The sequence below is a fragment of the Brumimicrobium mesophilum genome (genome assembly GCF_003025005.1).
GTDB lineage: Bacteria > Bacteroidota > Bacteroidia > Flavobacteriales_D > Crocinitomicaceae > Brumimicrobium > Brumimicrobium mesophilum.
In genome coordinates this window covers 14,730-31,451 of the sequence record NZ_PVSS01000016.1, presented here as the reverse complement: position 1 = coordinate 31,451, position 16,722 = coordinate 14,730, and the positions used below count along the sequence as shown (strand labels likewise).

General features: G+C 30.4%; 15 protein-coding genes. All 15 read left to right on the top strand.

The annotated features are described in order from the left end of the window. Positions 1-881: 881 nt before the first annotated feature. Complete coding sequence (locus C6368_RS15020; protein ID WP_107040103.1) at positions 882-1,886, top strand: SDR family oxidoreductase; 1,005 nt, start codon at positions 882-884, stop codon at positions 1,884-1,886. 86 nt (positions 1,887-1,972) lie between these two features. After that, positions 1,973-2,305 (top strand): hypothetical protein, encoded by a 333-nt coding sequence (locus C6368_RS15015; protein WP_107040047.1) that lies wholly within the window; start codon positions 1,973-1,975, stop codon positions 2,303-2,305. A 78-nt stretch (positions 2,306-2,383) separates the two neighbouring features. Beyond that, entirely contained in the window at positions 2,384-3,730 is a 1,347-nt protein-coding gene (locus C6368_RS15010; protein ID WP_107040046.1) for a lipopolysaccharide biosynthesis protein, read from the top strand. Between the two features lie 18 nt (positions 3,731-3,748). Further along, positions 3,749-5,041 carry a glycosyltransferase family protein gene (locus C6368_RS15005; RefSeq protein WP_107040045.1) on the top strand — a complete coding sequence of 431 codons (1,293 nt, stop codon included), beginning with the start codon at positions 3,749-3,751 and terminating at the stop codon, positions 5,039-5,041. A gap of 3 nt (positions 5,042-5,044) precedes the next feature. Next, positions 5,045-6,295 carry an EpsG family protein gene (locus C6368_RS15000; RefSeq protein ID WP_107040044.1) on the top strand — a complete coding sequence of 417 codons (1,251 nt, stop codon included), beginning with the start codon at positions 5,045-5,047 and terminating at the stop codon, positions 6,293-6,295. Between the two features lie 16 nt (positions 6,296-6,311). Next, positions 6,312-6,929 carry an acyltransferase gene (locus C6368_RS14995; protein WP_107040043.1) on the top strand — a complete coding sequence of 206 codons (618 nt, stop codon included), beginning with the start codon at positions 6,312-6,314 and terminating at the stop codon, positions 6,927-6,929. Between the two features lie 56 nt (positions 6,930-6,985). Further along, positions 6,986-8,392: a phenylacetate--CoA ligase family protein gene (locus tag C6368_RS14990; protein ID WP_107040042.1), complete on the top strand. Its 1,407-nt coding sequence runs from the start codon at positions 6,986-6,988 to the stop codon at positions 8,390-8,392. Between the two features lie 116 nt (positions 8,393-8,508). Then, entirely contained in the window at positions 8,509-9,549 is a 1,041-nt protein-coding gene (locus C6368_RS14985) for a GNAT family N-acetyltransferase (protein ID WP_107040041.1), read from the top strand. After that, on the top strand, positions 9,549-10,511 hold the full coding sequence (locus C6368_RS14980) for a polysaccharide deacetylase family protein (RefSeq protein ID WP_107040040.1): 963 nt from the start codon (positions 9,549-9,551) through the stop codon (positions 10,509-10,511). Before C6368_RS14985 ends, C6368_RS14980 begins: the two co-directional genes overlap by 1 nt. Next, positions 10,504-11,664 (top strand): glycosyltransferase family 4 protein, encoded by a 1,161-nt coding sequence (locus C6368_RS14975; protein WP_199851656.1) that lies wholly within the window; start codon positions 10,504-10,506, stop codon positions 11,662-11,664. The genes C6368_RS14980 and C6368_RS14975 overlap by 8 nt, the downstream gene beginning before the upstream one ends. Before the next feature lie 145 nt (positions 11,665-11,809). Next, complete coding sequence (locus C6368_RS14970; RefSeq protein ID WP_107040038.1) at positions 11,810-12,445, top strand: acetyltransferase; 636 nt, start codon at positions 11,810-11,812, stop codon at positions 12,443-12,445. A 283-nt stretch (positions 12,446-12,728) separates the two neighbouring features. Then, positions 12,729-13,940 (top strand): polysaccharide biosynthesis protein, encoded by a 1,212-nt coding sequence (locus C6368_RS14965; protein ID WP_107040037.1) that lies wholly within the window; start codon positions 12,729-12,731, stop codon positions 13,938-13,940. Positions 13,941-14,115: 175 nt separating this feature from the next. Continuing rightward, positions 14,116-14,550 (top strand): four helix bundle protein, encoded by a 435-nt coding sequence (locus C6368_RS14960; protein ID WP_107040036.1) that lies wholly within the window; start codon positions 14,116-14,118, stop codon positions 14,548-14,550. Positions 14,551-14,693: 143 nt separating this feature from the next. After that, positions 14,694-15,365, top strand: a complete 672-nt coding sequence (locus C6368_RS14955; protein ID WP_107040035.1) for a sugar transferase — start codon at positions 14,694-14,696, stop codon at positions 15,363-15,365. Positions 15,366-15,484: 119 nt separating this feature from the next. Next, positions 15,485-16,579 (top strand): non-hydrolyzing UDP-N-acetylglucosamine 2-epimerase, encoded by a 1,095-nt coding sequence (wecB, locus tag C6368_RS14950; protein ID WP_107040034.1) that lies wholly within the window; start codon positions 15,485-15,487, stop codon positions 16,577-16,579. Positions 16,580-16,722 lie beyond the last annotated feature (143 nt).

Sequence of the window (16,722 nt, the reverse complement as noted above, 5' to 3'; positions counted from 1 at the left end):
TAATGATATGAATTAATAAATGTCTTTTTCATGAGTTTTACTATATTTTCTGGAATTGTATGTATTTACTCTTTTAGTCAGTGAAGTCAAAAAATATTACAGCAATACTTCGTTCAATTTTTAAATGTATTCTTTGAGGTGATTTTGTTTTTCCCACTCTAATTATTTTTCCTATCAGTATTTAATTCGAAATTAATTTCCTAACATTCAATACGTATAAATAACAGAATCAAAATTCTGTTTAAATAAAGTGGTTGAAAATATAGTAGTCAAAACTGTATTTCTAACCATTTTTTTTTGTTTAAAATTTTAGAATTATAAACGTAACACTACCACAAGCCAATCCAATTAAAAAAACAGTTTATCAGAACATAATCAATATTCATCCTAAACAACTTCTGATTTGTCGAAACAACCGGAATGTTAGCACCTCAGATTGCAAGAAATCAAGCTTTTAGAAAGATTAAAATAATGTAAATTTAATTTAGAACCTAACCCTTTCACCCTCTACAACTTACAATAGAAACCTAGTTAATACGTGGTATACAAAAAAGTTTCGGAGAGGTTTATGTGAAGATAATCAATATTAAATACATACTTTTGTGCTTTCAAAAACAAAAATATTAGGTTTTCATCGGTTATACTAAATGAATTGAAAACTAATATTTTAAGCAATTTACAACCACCCCTAAATTATTTATGTTAATCAACATATTGCTTTTCGCAATGTGACTGATAATGGCGAAGCCGTGGAAAAAAGTAGATATTAAATCGAATTTGAAAAAAATTGTTTGAAAATTCAACATTTAATATTCCTTACTTGAATCAAGCTTAAAAATGACAAGAAGTACCATTGTCACTTCTTAAATTACAATATGATTATGAATACACAACAATTCCAAGTTTTAAAAGAGAAAAACATCCTCATTACAGGAGGAGCAGGGTTTATTGGATCAAACCTATGTGAAATTCTTTTGGAAATTGGAGCTAAAGTAACTTGTCTGGATAATTTCGCAACTGGACACCAGTATAACATTGAACCATTCTTGAAAAACGAAAACTTTACTTTCATTGAAGGAGACATTCGTGACTTAGAAACTTGTCATAAAGCTTGTAACGATCAGGATTTTGTTTTGCATCAAGCCGCTTTGGGTTCTGTTCCTCGATCTATAAATGACCCTATTACAACCAACGATGTCAATGTAAGTGGCTTTCTAAACATGTTAGTTGCTGCAAGAGATGCAGAGGTTAAGCGTTTTATTTATGCAGCAAGCAGTTCTACTTATGGTGATTCTGAAAACCTTCCGAAGGTAGAGCACATTATAGGAAAACCCTTGTCTCCATATGCAATTACAAAGTATGTAAATGAATTGTACGCAGATAATTTCTATACAACCTACGGTTTAAACACAATCGGATTGCGCTATTTTAATGTATTCGGAAGACGTCAAGATCCTAATGGGGCATATGCTGCAGTAATTCCATTGTTTGTTAAGCAATTTATGGATCATAAAAGTCCAATCATTAATGGTGACGGAACATACTCTCGCGATTTCACCTATATCGACAATGTTTTACAGATGAATTTACTGGCAATAACCACAGAAAACAAAGCTGCACTCAACCAAGTGTACAATACCGCTGTTGGTGATCGCACTACCCTACTGCAACTGACAGAATTATTAAAGAAAAACTTAGCTGAATTTGACGAAAGTATAGGAAACATGGAAATTAAACATGGGCCACAAAGAACAGGAGACATTCCACATTCGTTAGCAGCAATTGACAAAGCAAAGGAGTTAATGGGATATGAACCCACTCATAATATTGAAGAAGGAATAAAAGAAGCTATTCTATGGTATCAAGGAGAAATGTTAAATCTGTAAACAATCAGAAAAACTGCATAAACAGCTCCGCAACCTCACGAATAACAACTTTACAATTTAACAACCAACAAATAAACAACTAACATATGAAAACTGAATTAAAAAATCAATGGATTGCATTGGAAGAGAAATACCAAGCTACATTAAATGAAAAAGTTGAAGTAAACAATTCAACATCAATAAAACAACCTAACATCACTAGTCAACTCACTTTTTGCACTGATGGAGTACAAATTAGAAGATACATTAACCCAGACTTCCAAAAAGGAATTTCAGTTAAATCTTATAAGAAAACCTTGGCAGAAATGAAACTTGTGGATGATTTTGCTAATAAAACTCTGGTAAAATTGGACCTTCCTATAGTTGAATATGGAGTTGATGAGTTTGATAAATTTGAGGCATTTGAGATAGAGGGGTGAAATTTAGAGGTATAGACAATAATATGATATAATTAGTTCCTATGATTTTAAAATCTACTTGCATTTAATAATCAAACTTTGAATATAAAAAACTCCTTTGCTAATTTCAAAAAGGGATCTACTTATAGTAGTTTACTATTAGCTATTACACAAAGTATAATTGCATTATTTTTTATTCTTTTTGACTTTATTTTTTCAAAAAGTTTAACGGTAGAGCAATTTGGTTATTGGAAAGAAATGTTCTTTTTGATCAATTTAGGAATACCTTTGCTTTCATTCGGAATTCCAGAAGGATATAAATATTATTTAGCCAAAGAAGGAAAACATAAAGTAATATTTTCAAATACTTTAATAACCTTTTTTATTATTAGCTTTTTCCTAGCTATAATACTAATAATATTCAATGCTTTACACTACTTTAATTGGATTGATTTAAACAAATATTATCTGATTAGTCTGTTTTTCCCTATTGCATATTTAGCCTCAAATATTAACAGAACATTGAGGTATGGGTATATTAACGAAAGCAAGGTACCCTTACATTCTAGGATAACATTAATCTGTTATCTTTTAACACTGGTTTTAACAATAATAATTTATTTTTATCTTAACCAGTTAAAATCCCATTTTTTATTAATTGGAGTTTTACTATTTATTGCTTTATATGCCTTCCCAATATATGTCTTAATAAAAAAGGCTAAATTAGTTTTTAAACCAAAATGGTTTAATAAAGCTTTTATAAAAAAAGTTCTTAAGCAAGGTTTACCCCTGTATCTAGCCACCTTTATTGGTACCATTAGTGTTAATCTAGATAAATCAATTGTTTCAATATTTGAGGATAAGGAAACATTTGCAATTTTTTCAGTAGGTGCTTTAGAAATACCTATATTTGCTATGCTTAGTGCCGCATTCTCACAGAATATCTACCCTAAACTAGTAAAGTTAATAAACTCTGATAAGAAAGAAGACGCTAAAAACTTGTGGATATCGACAACCAAAAAAGTATCTTACTTTACATACCCACTACTCTTAATTTTAATGATATTTTCAAAGGAAATAATCTTTTTTATTTATAATGAAAATTATCAAGAGTCAGTATTAATATTCCAAACTTATTTACTTATTGGATTGGTTAGGAATAATTACTATGGGGCATTAATTACTGCATCAGGACAAACAAAATATATAACACTATATAGTGTTTCTATGTTATCGTTGAACCTGATTTTATCTCTTATTCTGTATTCTTATTTGGGTATTTTCGGTATTGTATTGGCTTCACTTTTCTCTACCTTATTCATTCAATTTTTACAATTGAATCATGAGAAAATGATAAGGAAATACATCGTAGATTTTTTAATGGATTTCAAAATAGCGACTTTAATTCTCGTGATTTTCTCTTCGTATTTATGGCAAATTCTTTAAACTTTTAATTGATACATAATGAAAAAAAACGTACTTATCATTTCTTATGCTTATCCTCCTAATAATGTTGCAGGTGCTCAAAGACCTTATGCTTTGGCCAAACATTTAGATAAGAAAAAATATAACGTTAAGGTCGTTACTTGTGATAATCCTGATCTGTCAATTGGTGAGAATAAAAAATTCGATCCTACTTTAGATGGAGTTGAAATAATAAAAATAAGAAGTAAAATTGGAAATTCTGCTAGTCAACTACGTCCAGAAATAGACAGTGTGAACAATAAAACAAGCTTACTTTCAAAACTAAAATCTATAATCTTTAAAACGGGACAACGTTTAATTTTTCCAGACAAAGGAATGTTCTGGACGCCCAATGTCAAAACCTATCTAAAACAGAATCAAAAACTTATTAGAGATACGGATATTGTATTTTCTACTTCACCAGGTGTTACAAGCCATCAAATTGCTCAGTTAATCAATAGAAAAAACAAAAGCATTCAATGGATTGCAGATTTTCGTGATTTTAATTACGTCGAAAACTGGAGCGATAAAAGGGGAATTAAAGCACAGTTACATAAAAGAATGGAAACATCATTCCTTAAAGAAGCTGCTGCAATTACCTTTGTAACAAAAACAATGCAGAATGCTTACCAAGATTTTTACCCTCAGTATCGAGATAAAATGAATTGTGTTTACAACGGTTTTGAAAATAAAGAATTCAAAGGATCAGCTAACTTCTCAGTGCAAGAAAGTAAATTAAGCTTCTTTTATGCCGGAAGTTTTTATAATGGCCAACGCTCTCCATTTACATTAATGCAACTCATAGACAAAGCTATAGAAGACAACTTGATTACAGAAGATGAAGTTGAAATTCGAATAGCAGGAAATATTGAAGCAGATATGAAATTAGAAATGAAAAATTTTAAATCATATAGCTGTTTAGAGTTTCTAGGAACTATTCCTCGAATTGAGGTTTTGGAACAAATGAATAATTCTTCCTTTTTATGGCTAATTGTGGCTAATCTAAAATCACATTATCAAACTGTTCCAATCAAACTCTTTGAATATATTGCAGCAAGGCGCCCCATCATTAATTTCGCTCCGAGTCAATCAGAATCCTCACAAATTATCAAAAAAAATAATTTAGGTTATAATTTCGAGACCTTAGAGTTTAACCTAGAAGAAAATTATCTTTTATTTAAAGAATTATTATTTGATTTTAAGAATGGACAGTTTGATGAACCTCTATCAGATCTTAGTCTAAAAGATTTCACATGGGACAATCAAATTAAACAAATAGAAAACCTGTTCTAAAATATGAGAAAAAGAATTGCCGGTTTAGGTTTTCATTTACTTTTTATATTACCTGTTTTAGGTTTTTTACTGTCTTTAGTAAACCTACGTTCAAAAACTAGTGCTTTTGTTTATGTAGTATTTGCAATGATTTTTGGATATGCAATATCATTTTCCAATACTTCCGCAGATTCATACCGATATGCACAAGCATTTGCTAATTTCGATAATAACATATCATTTAGTAGAATTACTGCAATGTATCAAAATGGAGAATTAAGAGATATGTATAGATTATTACTTTTCTATATTGTTTCATTAATCTCTAATAACCCGAAAGTATTATATGCTTTTGCGGGAGGAATATATGGGGTTTTCAGCTATTTATCATTGAGGATTTTTGTAAAGGAACGAGGAGCTAGATTCGACAATAATGTAATTATCTTAGCGATAATATTCTTTACCTTCATCTCGTTGACAAATATTAATGGTTTTAGATTTCACACTGGATCTGTAGTACTATTTTATTCACTATATAAATGTATTATCCAAAAAAAAATAATTTGGGTAATTGGGATTATTATCACTCCTTTATTTCATTATGGTTTTATAATCATAGCCCCAGTTTTTGTTTTGTACAAACTTAGCGAAGGTAATTTTTATAATAAAAAAGGTATTCATCCAATTCTATATTACACATTCATATTAACATTTCTTGCGTCTTGGGTTTTAACAACAAATTCAATAAATCTTGGATTTTTGACCCAATCCGATTTGATTTCTGGTGCTGTTGGAGAAAGATTGGAATATATTAATAGTTCCGAGGTAGGTAGTTTGGTAGACAATAGAAGAGAGTCTTCATTCTTTTTGAGTGTTCAAAAATATTTTGATTACGGAATTAAAATTTATGTTTTTGTAGTTGTAATTTTCATGTACAAATCAATAAATAAAATGACTGTTAATAAAGCCAACTACACACGCTTACTAGCTTTCGTTTTATTTTTTTATAGTATTGCATTCGTAGCCTCTTCAGTCCCATCTGGTGGACGATTTCTAAATATAGCTCATCTATTTATGATTTTACTTTTGGGCAAGTTATATGCTGTTGATAAAGGAATAAAAATAAAAAAATTGATTTTATGGTCACTACCCGTCTTTTCTTTTAGTATTCTATTTATTAATATTATGGCTCCTATTTTGGTGCTTTCGCCAACCTTTTGGTATGCAAATGTAGGTTGGATTATATTAGAGGGTATTTCTCAATTTTCACCTTAATTTTTCTTATTAAATTATGAAGTCTTATCTATTCTTTAAAACATTGCTGGGAATGATTTTCCTGCCAATTATAATGAAATTAAACAAAAACATTATAATGGAAGGTAAAGTAAGAGTAAAATCATTTCCTTATATTCATTTAAAAAACAATTCCAAATTACATTTAGGAAACAATGTTATGTTAAATTCTTCGAATTACGGTTATCACATTAATATGTACAAAGGGGTTAAAATTTTTGCTGATGGAATTAATTCAGAAATTCATATAGGAACAAATACTAGAATTCATGGAAGCTGTATTCATGCCCAGTCAAAAATAACAATTGGTGAAAATTGTTTGATCGCAGCAAATTGCAATATCATTGATAGTAACGGACATTTGACATCAATGGATAGTCCAGAAAATAGGATAGATACTATAGATTTTCCTCAAAATATTATTATAGAAGATAATGTATGGATTGGTGCTAGTTGCATTATTTTAAAAGGGGTAACAATTGGTAATGGGAGTGTAATAGCAGCAGGTTCTGTAGTTAAAAGCAGTATACCACCCAATGTTATTGCAGGAGGAAATCCCGCAAAGGTTCTAAAAAGTAATTCGAAAAATGTCCAAAACGAAAAAAGGTTAAAATAATTATTATCCACCTACAGTTAAAACTTAAATTTAAATCTCTACTTCAAAATTATAACATGGGAAATATTAAAGATAAAGTATATAGATTTTCACCTTTATTTATAAAAACAGTTCTATTGAACTTGGTTGCCTTAAAAAATAATAAAAATAGATTTTCGAAGCCATATTATGGTTATTTAGAGGAATATCAAGCATTATGGAAATTAGAGAGAATAGATATTTTAGAATATCAATCTAAAATGTTAATTAAATTATTAAAAGAATGTTACGAATATGTTCCCTATTATAAAAAAGATTTTTTAAATAAGAACATTTCCCTTGATGATATCGATAATGACCCATATATGGTTTTATCAAAATTGAATATTCTAGGAAAGCAAGATAGAAAAAGAAAAGCTGAGGAATTAGTAAATAACCACCCAAATCGTAAAGTTTCTGAAATTGGTTTTACAAGTGGAACATCAGGAGCGCCAACTAAGACCTATTTAGACGAAGAAAGTACTAATAGATCGTTTGCTCTTTGGACAAGGTTTCATAAAAATATTGATATAAAAAGAGGAGATAAAAACATTAGATTTTCAGGAAGATTAATTGTTAATCCTGAAAGAACTAAACCTCCATTTTGGATGTATAATATTGTTGAAAAGCAGTTATTCATGTCCACATATCATTTGAGAAAAGAAAACATTAAAGATTACATAAAAAAATTAAATAAGTTTAAACCAATTCTAATTGATGGTTATCCATCCGCTTTATATATAATAGCCCAACAGATTAATTCCAATTCTATAAAATTAAATTTCACACCTAAAGCTCTCGTTGTAACTGCTGAAACTCTATACGATTATCAAAGAGAAGAAATTGAAAATGCTTTTAATTGCAAAGTTTATAATCAATACGCATCTAGTGAAGGTAGTCCTCCAATTACAGAATGTCAATTTGGTAGACTTCATGTTAATGAAGACTCCGGGGTTTTTGAATTTCTAAACTCAAAAAATGAAAAAGCAAAACCTGGAGAAATAGCTAAAATGGTAGTAACAAGCTTTAGAAATTGGAAAACTCCGTTAGTTAGATATGATATTGAAGATACCGTTTTACTGCCTGAAATACAACAAACATGTGAGTGCGGTTGTAAAATGTTTTATGTTGATAAAATAATTGGTAGAGAAGACGATGTTTTATGGACAGAAGAAAAAGGATATGTAGGAAGAATGGATACAGCTTATAAAGGATTAAATGGTATTATAAAAAGCCAATTGGTTCAAAAAAGTAAAAATCTATTAATCGTAAATCAAATTATTGATGAGAACTACTCTACAAAAATGAATCAATTATTCATAAATAACCTTAAAGACAGATTAGGTAGGAATATAGAGATAAGGATAAATATAGTAAAAGATATTCCTTTAGGAGCTAATGGAAAATTTGATGCTGTAAAACGAGAGTTTAAAATAGATAATTAGCTATTATTTAAATAACGAGCTATTCGTTTATTATTCGCAGTTTAGATGATTTAATGATATAAAAAATTAGTTGAATAATGATTCTAGTAAACTTAAAACAATAATTACGCAACATTATGGATGAGCTTATTTATAAAAATATTTCATTAGAAACATTAGATGAATATAAAAAATGTTTTGACAATAACGGTAGTAAGAAAATTAGGGAAGTATTAAAATGGCAATTATTAGAGAATCCCATTGAAAAGAAATTCGCATATATTGCTTTAAATAACCAATCAAAAGCTGCAGGTACATACGCAGTTCTACCGTCAGAATTTAAAATTGGAGAATCTACATTTCTTGGATCTCAAGCTATAGATGCAATGACCGATGTCAATTTTAGAGGACAAGGACTTTTTATTAAATTAGCTAAAGATGTTTATGAAAATGCAGAAAAAGATGGAGTTAAACTAGTTTTTGGTTTTCCTAATGGACAATCAGTTCATGGGCATCAGAATAAATTGGGATGGAATTTAATGGATCCCCTTCCATTTCTTCTAAAACCATTAAATACACAGTATTTTTCAAAAAAAATAAAGATGCTTTCATGGCTACCTAATGTTAGAATGGCAAGCAAGAGCAGAATTAATAAGGATATTAAAATCTCTTTGAAAAATGAATTCCCATCTGAAGTAAACGATATTTGGGAAAAGTTTTCAAGAAACATTAAAGTAGCTGTTATCCGTAATAAGAAGTATATGGAATGGCGATATTTAAAAAAACCTTTGGAAGATTATCAAATAGCTCATGCGTATACAAAAGAAAACGAGTATATAGGATATATAATCTATTGTGTAAAAGGAAAGCATGGTGGAAAAATAGCCTACATAATGGAATACATCTATAATCCTAAATACTCAAGTTTAGCGAAAAACTTAATGAAGTTTGCATGTAATGAGGCCATTGAAAAAAATGCTGATTGTATTTTGGCATGGGGTATGGAACATTCTGAAAATTATATAAATTATAAGTCAAGTGGTTTCTATAATTTACCTGAAAAATTACGTCCAATAGAACTGCATTTTGGAGCCAAAGCTTTTGACAAGAACCTTAAAGATCTGATTTCTAATCGTGAAAATTGGTATTTAAGTTATTCAGATTCTGATACAGTATAATGGGAAAAGGAAACTTCATAATATCATTAGATTTTGAGCTTCACTGGGGGGGAGCAGAAAAATGGGATCTATCAGAGAGAAAAGCATATTTTGATAATACACGGAAGAGTATTCCTTTAGTTTTAGCATTATTTGAGAAATACAATATTCATGCAACTTGGGCAACAGTTGGTTTTCTATTCGCAGAAAGTAAAGAGGACATTATTAAATATTCACCCGATTTAAAACCTAGTTATCTAGATCATAAGCTTTCTTACTATCCATACATCGAAAGCAAAGATGTTGGGAGCAATGAAAAGGAGGATCCTTATCATTTTGCTCATTCTTTAATTAAAAAAATTATATCAACGCCTAATCAAGAATTAGCATCTCATTCGTTTGAACATTATTATTGTAACGAACCTGGTCAAACGATGCTTCAATTTGATGCAGACTTAAAAGCTGCTCAAGCGATTTCAAGAGATAAGTTTAATATAGAGCTAAAATCTCTCGTATTACCACGAAATCAATTTAACTTAGAATATATAGAAATTGCTAAAAATAATGGAATTAAGGTAGTTCGTTCAAATCCTGATGTTTGGTTTTGGCAAGGTAAAGATTTGGAATATCCTATTGCCAGAGCAATAGATGCTTTAACTAAAATAAGTAAATCTTCAATATTTTCAAAAAGCTTAGTTAAAAATGGTGAAATATTATTATTACCGGCAAGTCGATTTTTAAGACCATATACTAAAAATGAAAAAAAAGTACATTTTCTAAAATTCAGTAGAATCAAAAGAGAAATGACCAAAGCAGCAAAGCAAAATAAAAACTACCATTTATGGTGGCATCCTCATAATTTTGGAAATTCACTTGACGAAAATTTAAAATATCTCGAAGATATTCTAAAACATTATAAAAAATTAAATCATAAACATGATTTTAATTCAAAAACAATGATTGAAATGTATGAAAATGAATAAACTCATCCGTATCACAACCATACCTCTGTCTTTAGAAATTCTGTTAAAAGGACAACTGGAGTACATGCAAGACCATTTCGATGTTACAGCAATATCGGCTGAGAAGGAAAATTTAAAAAAGCTAGGAGAAACTTGTCAATACCCTACTTATCATGTAGAAATGACCCGCGAAATTACTCCAATAGAAGACATAAAAGCTGTAAGAAAATTATACAAATTTCTAAAAAAGGAGAAACCTCAAATAGTTCATACTCACACGCCAAAAGCAGGAATAGTTGGAATGTTAGCTGCTAAACTAGCTGGAGTACCTATTAGATTACATACTGTAGCTGGATTACCACTTATGGAAGCTACAGGTTTTAAACGTAAGATTTTGAACAGCGTTGAGAAAATGACCTATTCATGCGCCACACAAGTATTTCCTAACTCTAGCGTTTTAAAAGATTTTATTATTGATGAGAAGTTAATTTCAAACAATAAGGCCAAAATAATTGGTAAAGGAAGTTCAAACGGTATCAACACTGCTTACTTCTCTCCTGACCTTTTTAGCAAAGAACAAAATTCTACACTCCGTCAAGAATTAAATATTTCTGAAAATGATTTTGTTTTCGTTTTCGTTGGACGATTAGTCTCAGATAAAGGAATCAATGAATTAATTGAAGCTTTCAAAAATATTGATAAAATTCACAATAATGCTAAACTTTTATTGGTTGGATTTTTAGAAGAAGAATTGGACCCATTGAAACCTGAAACAATGCAGGAATTAAAATCTAATCCTAATATCATATTTGTGGGTTATCAAAAGGATGTTCGTCCTTACTTTGCGATCAGTAACGCACTCGCTTTCCCAAGTTATCGTGAAGGATTTCCTAATGTTGTAATGCAAGCAGGAGCAATGGGTTTACCATCAATTGTTAGTGATATCAACGGATGCAACGAAATAATAAAAGAAGAAGAAAATGGTCTTATTATACCTGTAAAAAATTCCGACGCAATTAGGAATGCGATGGATCGCTTGTTAAATGACAACAAACTATACAATCAGCTACGAGCAAACTCTCGAGAAATGATCGTAAACCGTTTTGAACAAGCTAAACTTTGGGAAGCGCTTTTGGAGGAGTATAAGAATTTACTTGCTCAAAAGAAGGTGTAATAATCAAGTATCTAAATCCTAACGAAAGTGTTGAACTATTGAAACAAATACATTACAGCTTTTCCAATCAACTGACCAAAAACCATCTATCCAACAATTTAGGTTAAACTAATTAATAAGTTACTACATTTTAAAGACTTTCATTATGAATTCACAAAACAAAATTGCCTTCATTGGATATTCTGGTCATGCCTATGTATGCATTGAAACTGCCTTTCAGATGGTTTATGATATCTTAGGATATTTTGATTTAGAAAAGGTGAAAAGAAACCCGTATGATTTGGATTATCTTGGAAAAGAGGAAGAATTTGAAAAATATAATGCGGCACTCTTCTGTAGCATTGGTAACAATCATACACGGGAAAAAGTCTTCAACATTATTTCTGCTAAAAAAGAAAATGCCTTCACTTCTTTAATTCATCCAAGGGCTATTGTGTCTAAATCAGCGACTATTGGAACAAATACATTGATTTCAGCTAGAGCTGTTGTAAATGCATTGGCTGTAATAGAAACAGGATGCATTATTAATTCTGGAGCAATCATAGAACACGAATCTGTGGTAAAAGCATTTGCTCATATTGCACCAGGAGCAGTTTTATCTGGAAACGTAACGATTGGTGAAAGAAGCTTTATTGGTGCTGCTGCGGTTATTAAACAAGGGGTAACTATTGGAAATGATGTAATAGTAGGTGCTGGCGCAGTGGTACTAGAGGATATACCAGACAACTATACAATTGTTGGAAATCCAGCTAAAAAATTAGAAAAAAGACAATACGCATAACACATCGGTTGAAGGATTCAGGAATTCAAGGATTGACAAATTCAAAAATTCAAGAATGTATAAATTAATAAGATTTAAGGATTAAACTGTTGAATTCGATTACTGAGCTTGTCGATGTGAGTTTGTCAAAATAACTCAACGCCGATAGATTGAATTATTAAATAACTAAACGTTTGAATTTTTGAGTAACGTAGTGTTTTGAATACTTAAATTATTGAACTACTTTTGAGACATACATAACCGCCATATTAAAACCCATTTCACTGAATATAAATAAATTAACATGAATATTATAGACATACCCAACTTTATCAACACTCACATTACCAAAAGACATGAAAGTCTATTTAAAAATGACATCGAAGCCAATAAAGACCTTTTAAGTAAAAAGATTGAAGGTAAATCAGTTCTTGTAATTGGTGGTGCAGGAACGATAGGGTCTTCTTACATAAAAGCTATTTTAAAGTTTAAACCTGGGAAATTATTTGTTGTAGATACCAATGAAAATGGTCTAACTGAATTGACAAGAACATTGCGTTCTGATGCAAATATGTTTGTTCCAGAAGATTTCAGAACTTATCCTATGAATTTTGGTGACCCTGTTTTTAAGAAAATGTTTCTTGCAGAAGGTCCATTTCATATTGTAGCTAATTTCGCTGCTCACAAACATGTACGTAGCGAAAAAGATAAGTATTCTATTGAAGCGATGATTGACAATAATGTTTTCAAAGCGAAAGAGTTTTTAGATTTATTGGTAAGCAAAAAACCGGAACATTTCTTTTGTGTTTCTACAGACAAAGCTGCTAACCCAGTTAACGTTATGGGAGCAAGTAAGAAATTGATGGAAGAGGTAATTATGGCTTATAGTAATGAGTTACAAATTACAACAGCTCGTTTTGCAAATGTTGCTTTTTCTAATGGATCGTTATTGGCCGGTTATATTGAAAGATTATTCCAAAACCAACCTATCTCCTGCCCTTCTGATGTTAAAAGATTCTTTGTTTCACCAGAAGAAAGTGGTCAAATTTGTATGTTGGCGTGTATGTTAGGTAATTCAGGTGAAATTTTCTTCCCTAAATTAGCTGAAGAAGAAATGGCATTCTTCAAGAAGATTACCGTTGATTTCTTTAAAGCTTCAAATCGTCCTATCATTGAATGTGAATCTGAAGTTGAAGCAAAAAAATTAGCGCAAACAACTAAAGATGGAGATCCATATCCAGTATATTTTTTCGATACAGATACTTCTGGAGAGAAATTATATGAAGAATTCTTCACCGATACAGATGTAGTAGATCAAGAAACTTTCTCAAGTCTAGGTGTAATTAAAAATGCACGAAAACTTCCTAAAGAAGAAATTAATAAAACGACTTTAGAATTAAAACATTTAATGGATTCAGGAAATTATGATAAAACTGCAATTGTTGATTTACTAAAACAATACCTACCTGATTTTGAGCATATCGAAACAGGAAAGAGTTTAGACCAAAAAATGTAGAGAAATTCAAAAATTTAAGAATTCAAGAATTCAAGAATTCAAGAAAAATCTTCGATTTTTTTTATTCAAAAATTCAAAAATTAGAATCCTTGAATCCTTGAATAACTAAATGTTGAATTTTTAAAAAGCGTAGCGTCTTGAATCTTTGAATACTTGAATCTTTAAATTAAAAACCATGGCAAAAGTAAGCAGTTTCGAAGATCTAAATATTTGGAAATTAAGTAGACAACTCAATATTGAAATGTTTGATATTCTTGCACGAAAAGATGATAAAAGTTATGGATTTTTAATTAATCACCTTTTCAAAACTAGTGGTAGTATTATGGATAACATTGCTGAAGGATTTGAAAGAGGGGGAAACAAAGAGTTTATAAACTTTCTTTCCTACTCGAAAGGCAGTGCAGGTGAATTAAGATCTCAATTTTATAGAGCTTTAGATGTTGAAGTTTTAAATCAAAATGAATTTGATAAACTACAAGCAATTACAATCAGTATTTCAAAACAAATAAGTCTATTTATGAACTACTTAAAAAACTCGAGCTATAAAGGATCAAAATTTAAAGAACCACCTATAACTTATGAAGGTAACGAGTATCCGGATAATGAATAATACTTGAATCTCCGAATCTTTAAATCTTTAAATCCTTGAATTATTAAATACTTGAATTATTGAATCCTTGAATTATTGAATTATTGAATCCTTAAATACTTGAATCCTCGAATCTTTGAATACTTAAATCTTAAATAAAAAAAATGTACAAACTATTTAAACGTCTTGCTGATATTTTTGCTTCTGGAATAGCATTAATCATACTTTCCCCCTTATTAATTCCCATAATGATCGGTCTTAAACTTACTGGTGAAGGTTATATTTGGTATAAACAAGAACGTATAGGATATAAAAATAAACCTTTCTTGATTTGGAAATTTGCGACGATGTTGCTGAATAGTCCAAACATGTCTGGTGGGGTGATCACGACCAAAAGAGATCCTAGAATTACACCAATGGGCGGTTTTTTACGTAAAAGTAAAATCAATGAACTTCCTCAGCTTATCAACATCTTTAAAGGTGACATGAGTGTTGTTGGTCCTAGACCAGTAATGAAAGTGAGTTTTGATGCTTACCCTAAACATGTTCAACAGGTAATTTACAACGTTAAACCAGGATTAACAGGAATTGGTTCAATTATTTTTAGAGATGAAGAGGAGTTAATCACCGAAGTAAAAAACCGAGGTGAAGATACTTGGGAATTCTATTCACAAAAAATATATCCATTTAAGGGAGAAGTTGAAAAATGGTATCAAGAAAACGAATCATTTATCACTGATATAAAAATAATCATCGTTACTGCTACGGTAATTTTGAAACCTGAAAGTGAAATCGTTTACAAATGGTTTAAAGGTTTACCGAAAAGACCATTCTAGAATTAGAAACATCTAGAGGTGAAAAACTTGAATAAAAAATAACAAAAGGTTAATTCTCTTTTGTTCAATGATTCAAGAAAAAAAGAAGAAATTAGTAGAATTAAAGAAAAAACAAAAAAATGCTAAATATTACAATCATTGCTGGTGCACGTCCAAATTTCGTAAAAATTGCACCCATAATAAAAGCCATAAATGTTGCAAAATCGGAAGGTAAAGCAATAGATTTCAGATTAGTTCATACAGGTCAACATTATGATAAAAAAATGTCTGGAAGCTTTTTTGAGCAATTAGGTATTCCTGATCCTAACGCAAATTTAGAAGCAGGAGGTGGAACACAAGCTGAACAAACAGCCAATATTATGGTACGTTTCGAGCAAGAACTTATAGAAAACCCTTGTGATGTTGTATTAGTTGTTGGAGATGTTACTTCTACAATGGCTTGTAGTATTGCAGCGAAGAAATTAAACATTCAAGTTGTTCACGTTGAAGCTGGTATTCGCTCAGGTGACTTAAGCATGCCAGAAGAAATCAATAGAATGTTAACAGATTCTATTACAGATCAATTCTTTACAACTTCAGAATTGGCAAATGAAAATTTACGTAAAGCTGGAGTTGAAGAAAACCGCATTCATTTTGTAGGAAATACAATGATTGATACACTATTAGCTCAACGACCACACTTCCAGAAGCCAGAAGTATGGAATACATTAAATCTTGAAGAAAAAGAATACTTGGTAATGACCTTACATCGACCAGCAAATGTAGATGAAGAAACCAAACTTAAAGATTTAATGGACGAAATCATTAACAACACCAAAGACTTACCTTTAATTTTCCCTGTTCATCCAAGAACGGCCAAAATTCTAAATAATCTAGGGATTTCTCATCCACGATTACACATGGTTGAACCTTTAAGTTACTTAGAATTCAACTATTTGGTGGAAAAAGCAAAAGCAGTAGTAACAGATTCTGGTGGTATTACTGAAGAGGCTTCAATAATGAATGTTCCATGTATGACCTTGCGAGACAATACAGAGCGTCCTGAAACAATGGATTTAGGTACAAATGAACTGGTAGGAACCAATCCTGAAGCAATTGCTCCGGCAATGAACAAACTATTTAGCGCAAACTGGCAACAAGTTCAAGACATTCCAATGTGGGATGGTAAAACATCAGAAAGGATTGTAAGTAAGCTTTTGGAAATATATAGTTAATTCAACTATCGGTTAATTAATAAGTATGAGAAAGAAGAGCACATTATTGTGCTCTTCTTTTATTTTAGCTAATTTTCTGAATCTAATTTTTGATAAGTACTAATAATATTATTGCTGCGATTAAAAATAAACCCCTACAACCT

Bases quoted from the DNA above. Each gene is read 5' to 3' on its own strand.
- C6368_RS15000 (WP_107040044.1), top strand. From the start codon at position 5,045: ATGAGAAAAAGAATTGCCGGTTTAGGTTTTCATTTACTTTTTATATTA.
- C6368_RS14975 (WP_199851656.1), top strand. From the start codon at position 10,504: ATGAATAAACTCATCCGTATCACAACCATACCTCTGTCTTTAGAAATT.
- C6368_RS15015 (WP_107040047.1), top strand. From the start codon at position 1,973: ATGAAAACTGAATTAAAAAATCAATGGATTGCATTGGAAGAGAAATAC.
- C6368_RS15020 (WP_107040103.1), top strand. From the start codon at position 882: ATGAATACACAACAATTCCAAGTTTTAAAAGAGAAAAACATCCTCATT.
- C6368_RS14995 (WP_107040043.1), top strand. From the start codon at position 6,312: ATGAAGTCTTATCTATTCTTTAAAACATTGCTGGGAATGATTTTCCTG.
- C6368_RS14980 (WP_107040040.1), top strand. From the start codon at position 9,549: ATGGGAAAAGGAAACTTCATAATATCATTAGATTTTGAGCTTCACTGG.
- C6368_RS14985 (WP_107040041.1), top strand. From the start codon at position 8,509: ATGGATGAGCTTATTTATAAAAATATTTCATTAGAAACATTAGATGAA.
- C6368_RS14960 (WP_107040036.1), top strand. From the start codon at position 14,116: ATGGCAAAAGTAAGCAGTTTCGAAGATCTAAATATTTGGAAATTAAGT.
- wecB (WP_107040034.1), top strand. From the start codon at position 15,485: ATGCTAAATATTACAATCATTGCTGGTGCACGTCCAAATTTCGTAAAA.
- C6368_RS14955 (WP_107040035.1), top strand. From the start codon at position 14,694: ATGTACAAACTATTTAAACGTCTTGCTGATATTTTTGCTTCTGGAATA.
- C6368_RS14970 (WP_107040038.1), top strand. From the start codon at position 11,810: ATGAATTCACAAAACAAAATTGCCTTCATTGGATATTCTGGTCATGCC.
- C6368_RS14965 (WP_107040037.1), top strand. From the start codon at position 12,729: ATGAATATTATAGACATACCCAACTTTATCAACACTCACATTACCAAA.
- C6368_RS14990 (WP_107040042.1), top strand. From the start codon at position 6,986: ATGGGAAATATTAAAGATAAAGTATATAGATTTTCACCTTTATTTATA.
- C6368_RS15005 (WP_107040045.1), top strand. From the start codon at position 3,749: ATGAAAAAAAACGTACTTATCATTTCTTATGCTTATCCTCCTAATAAT.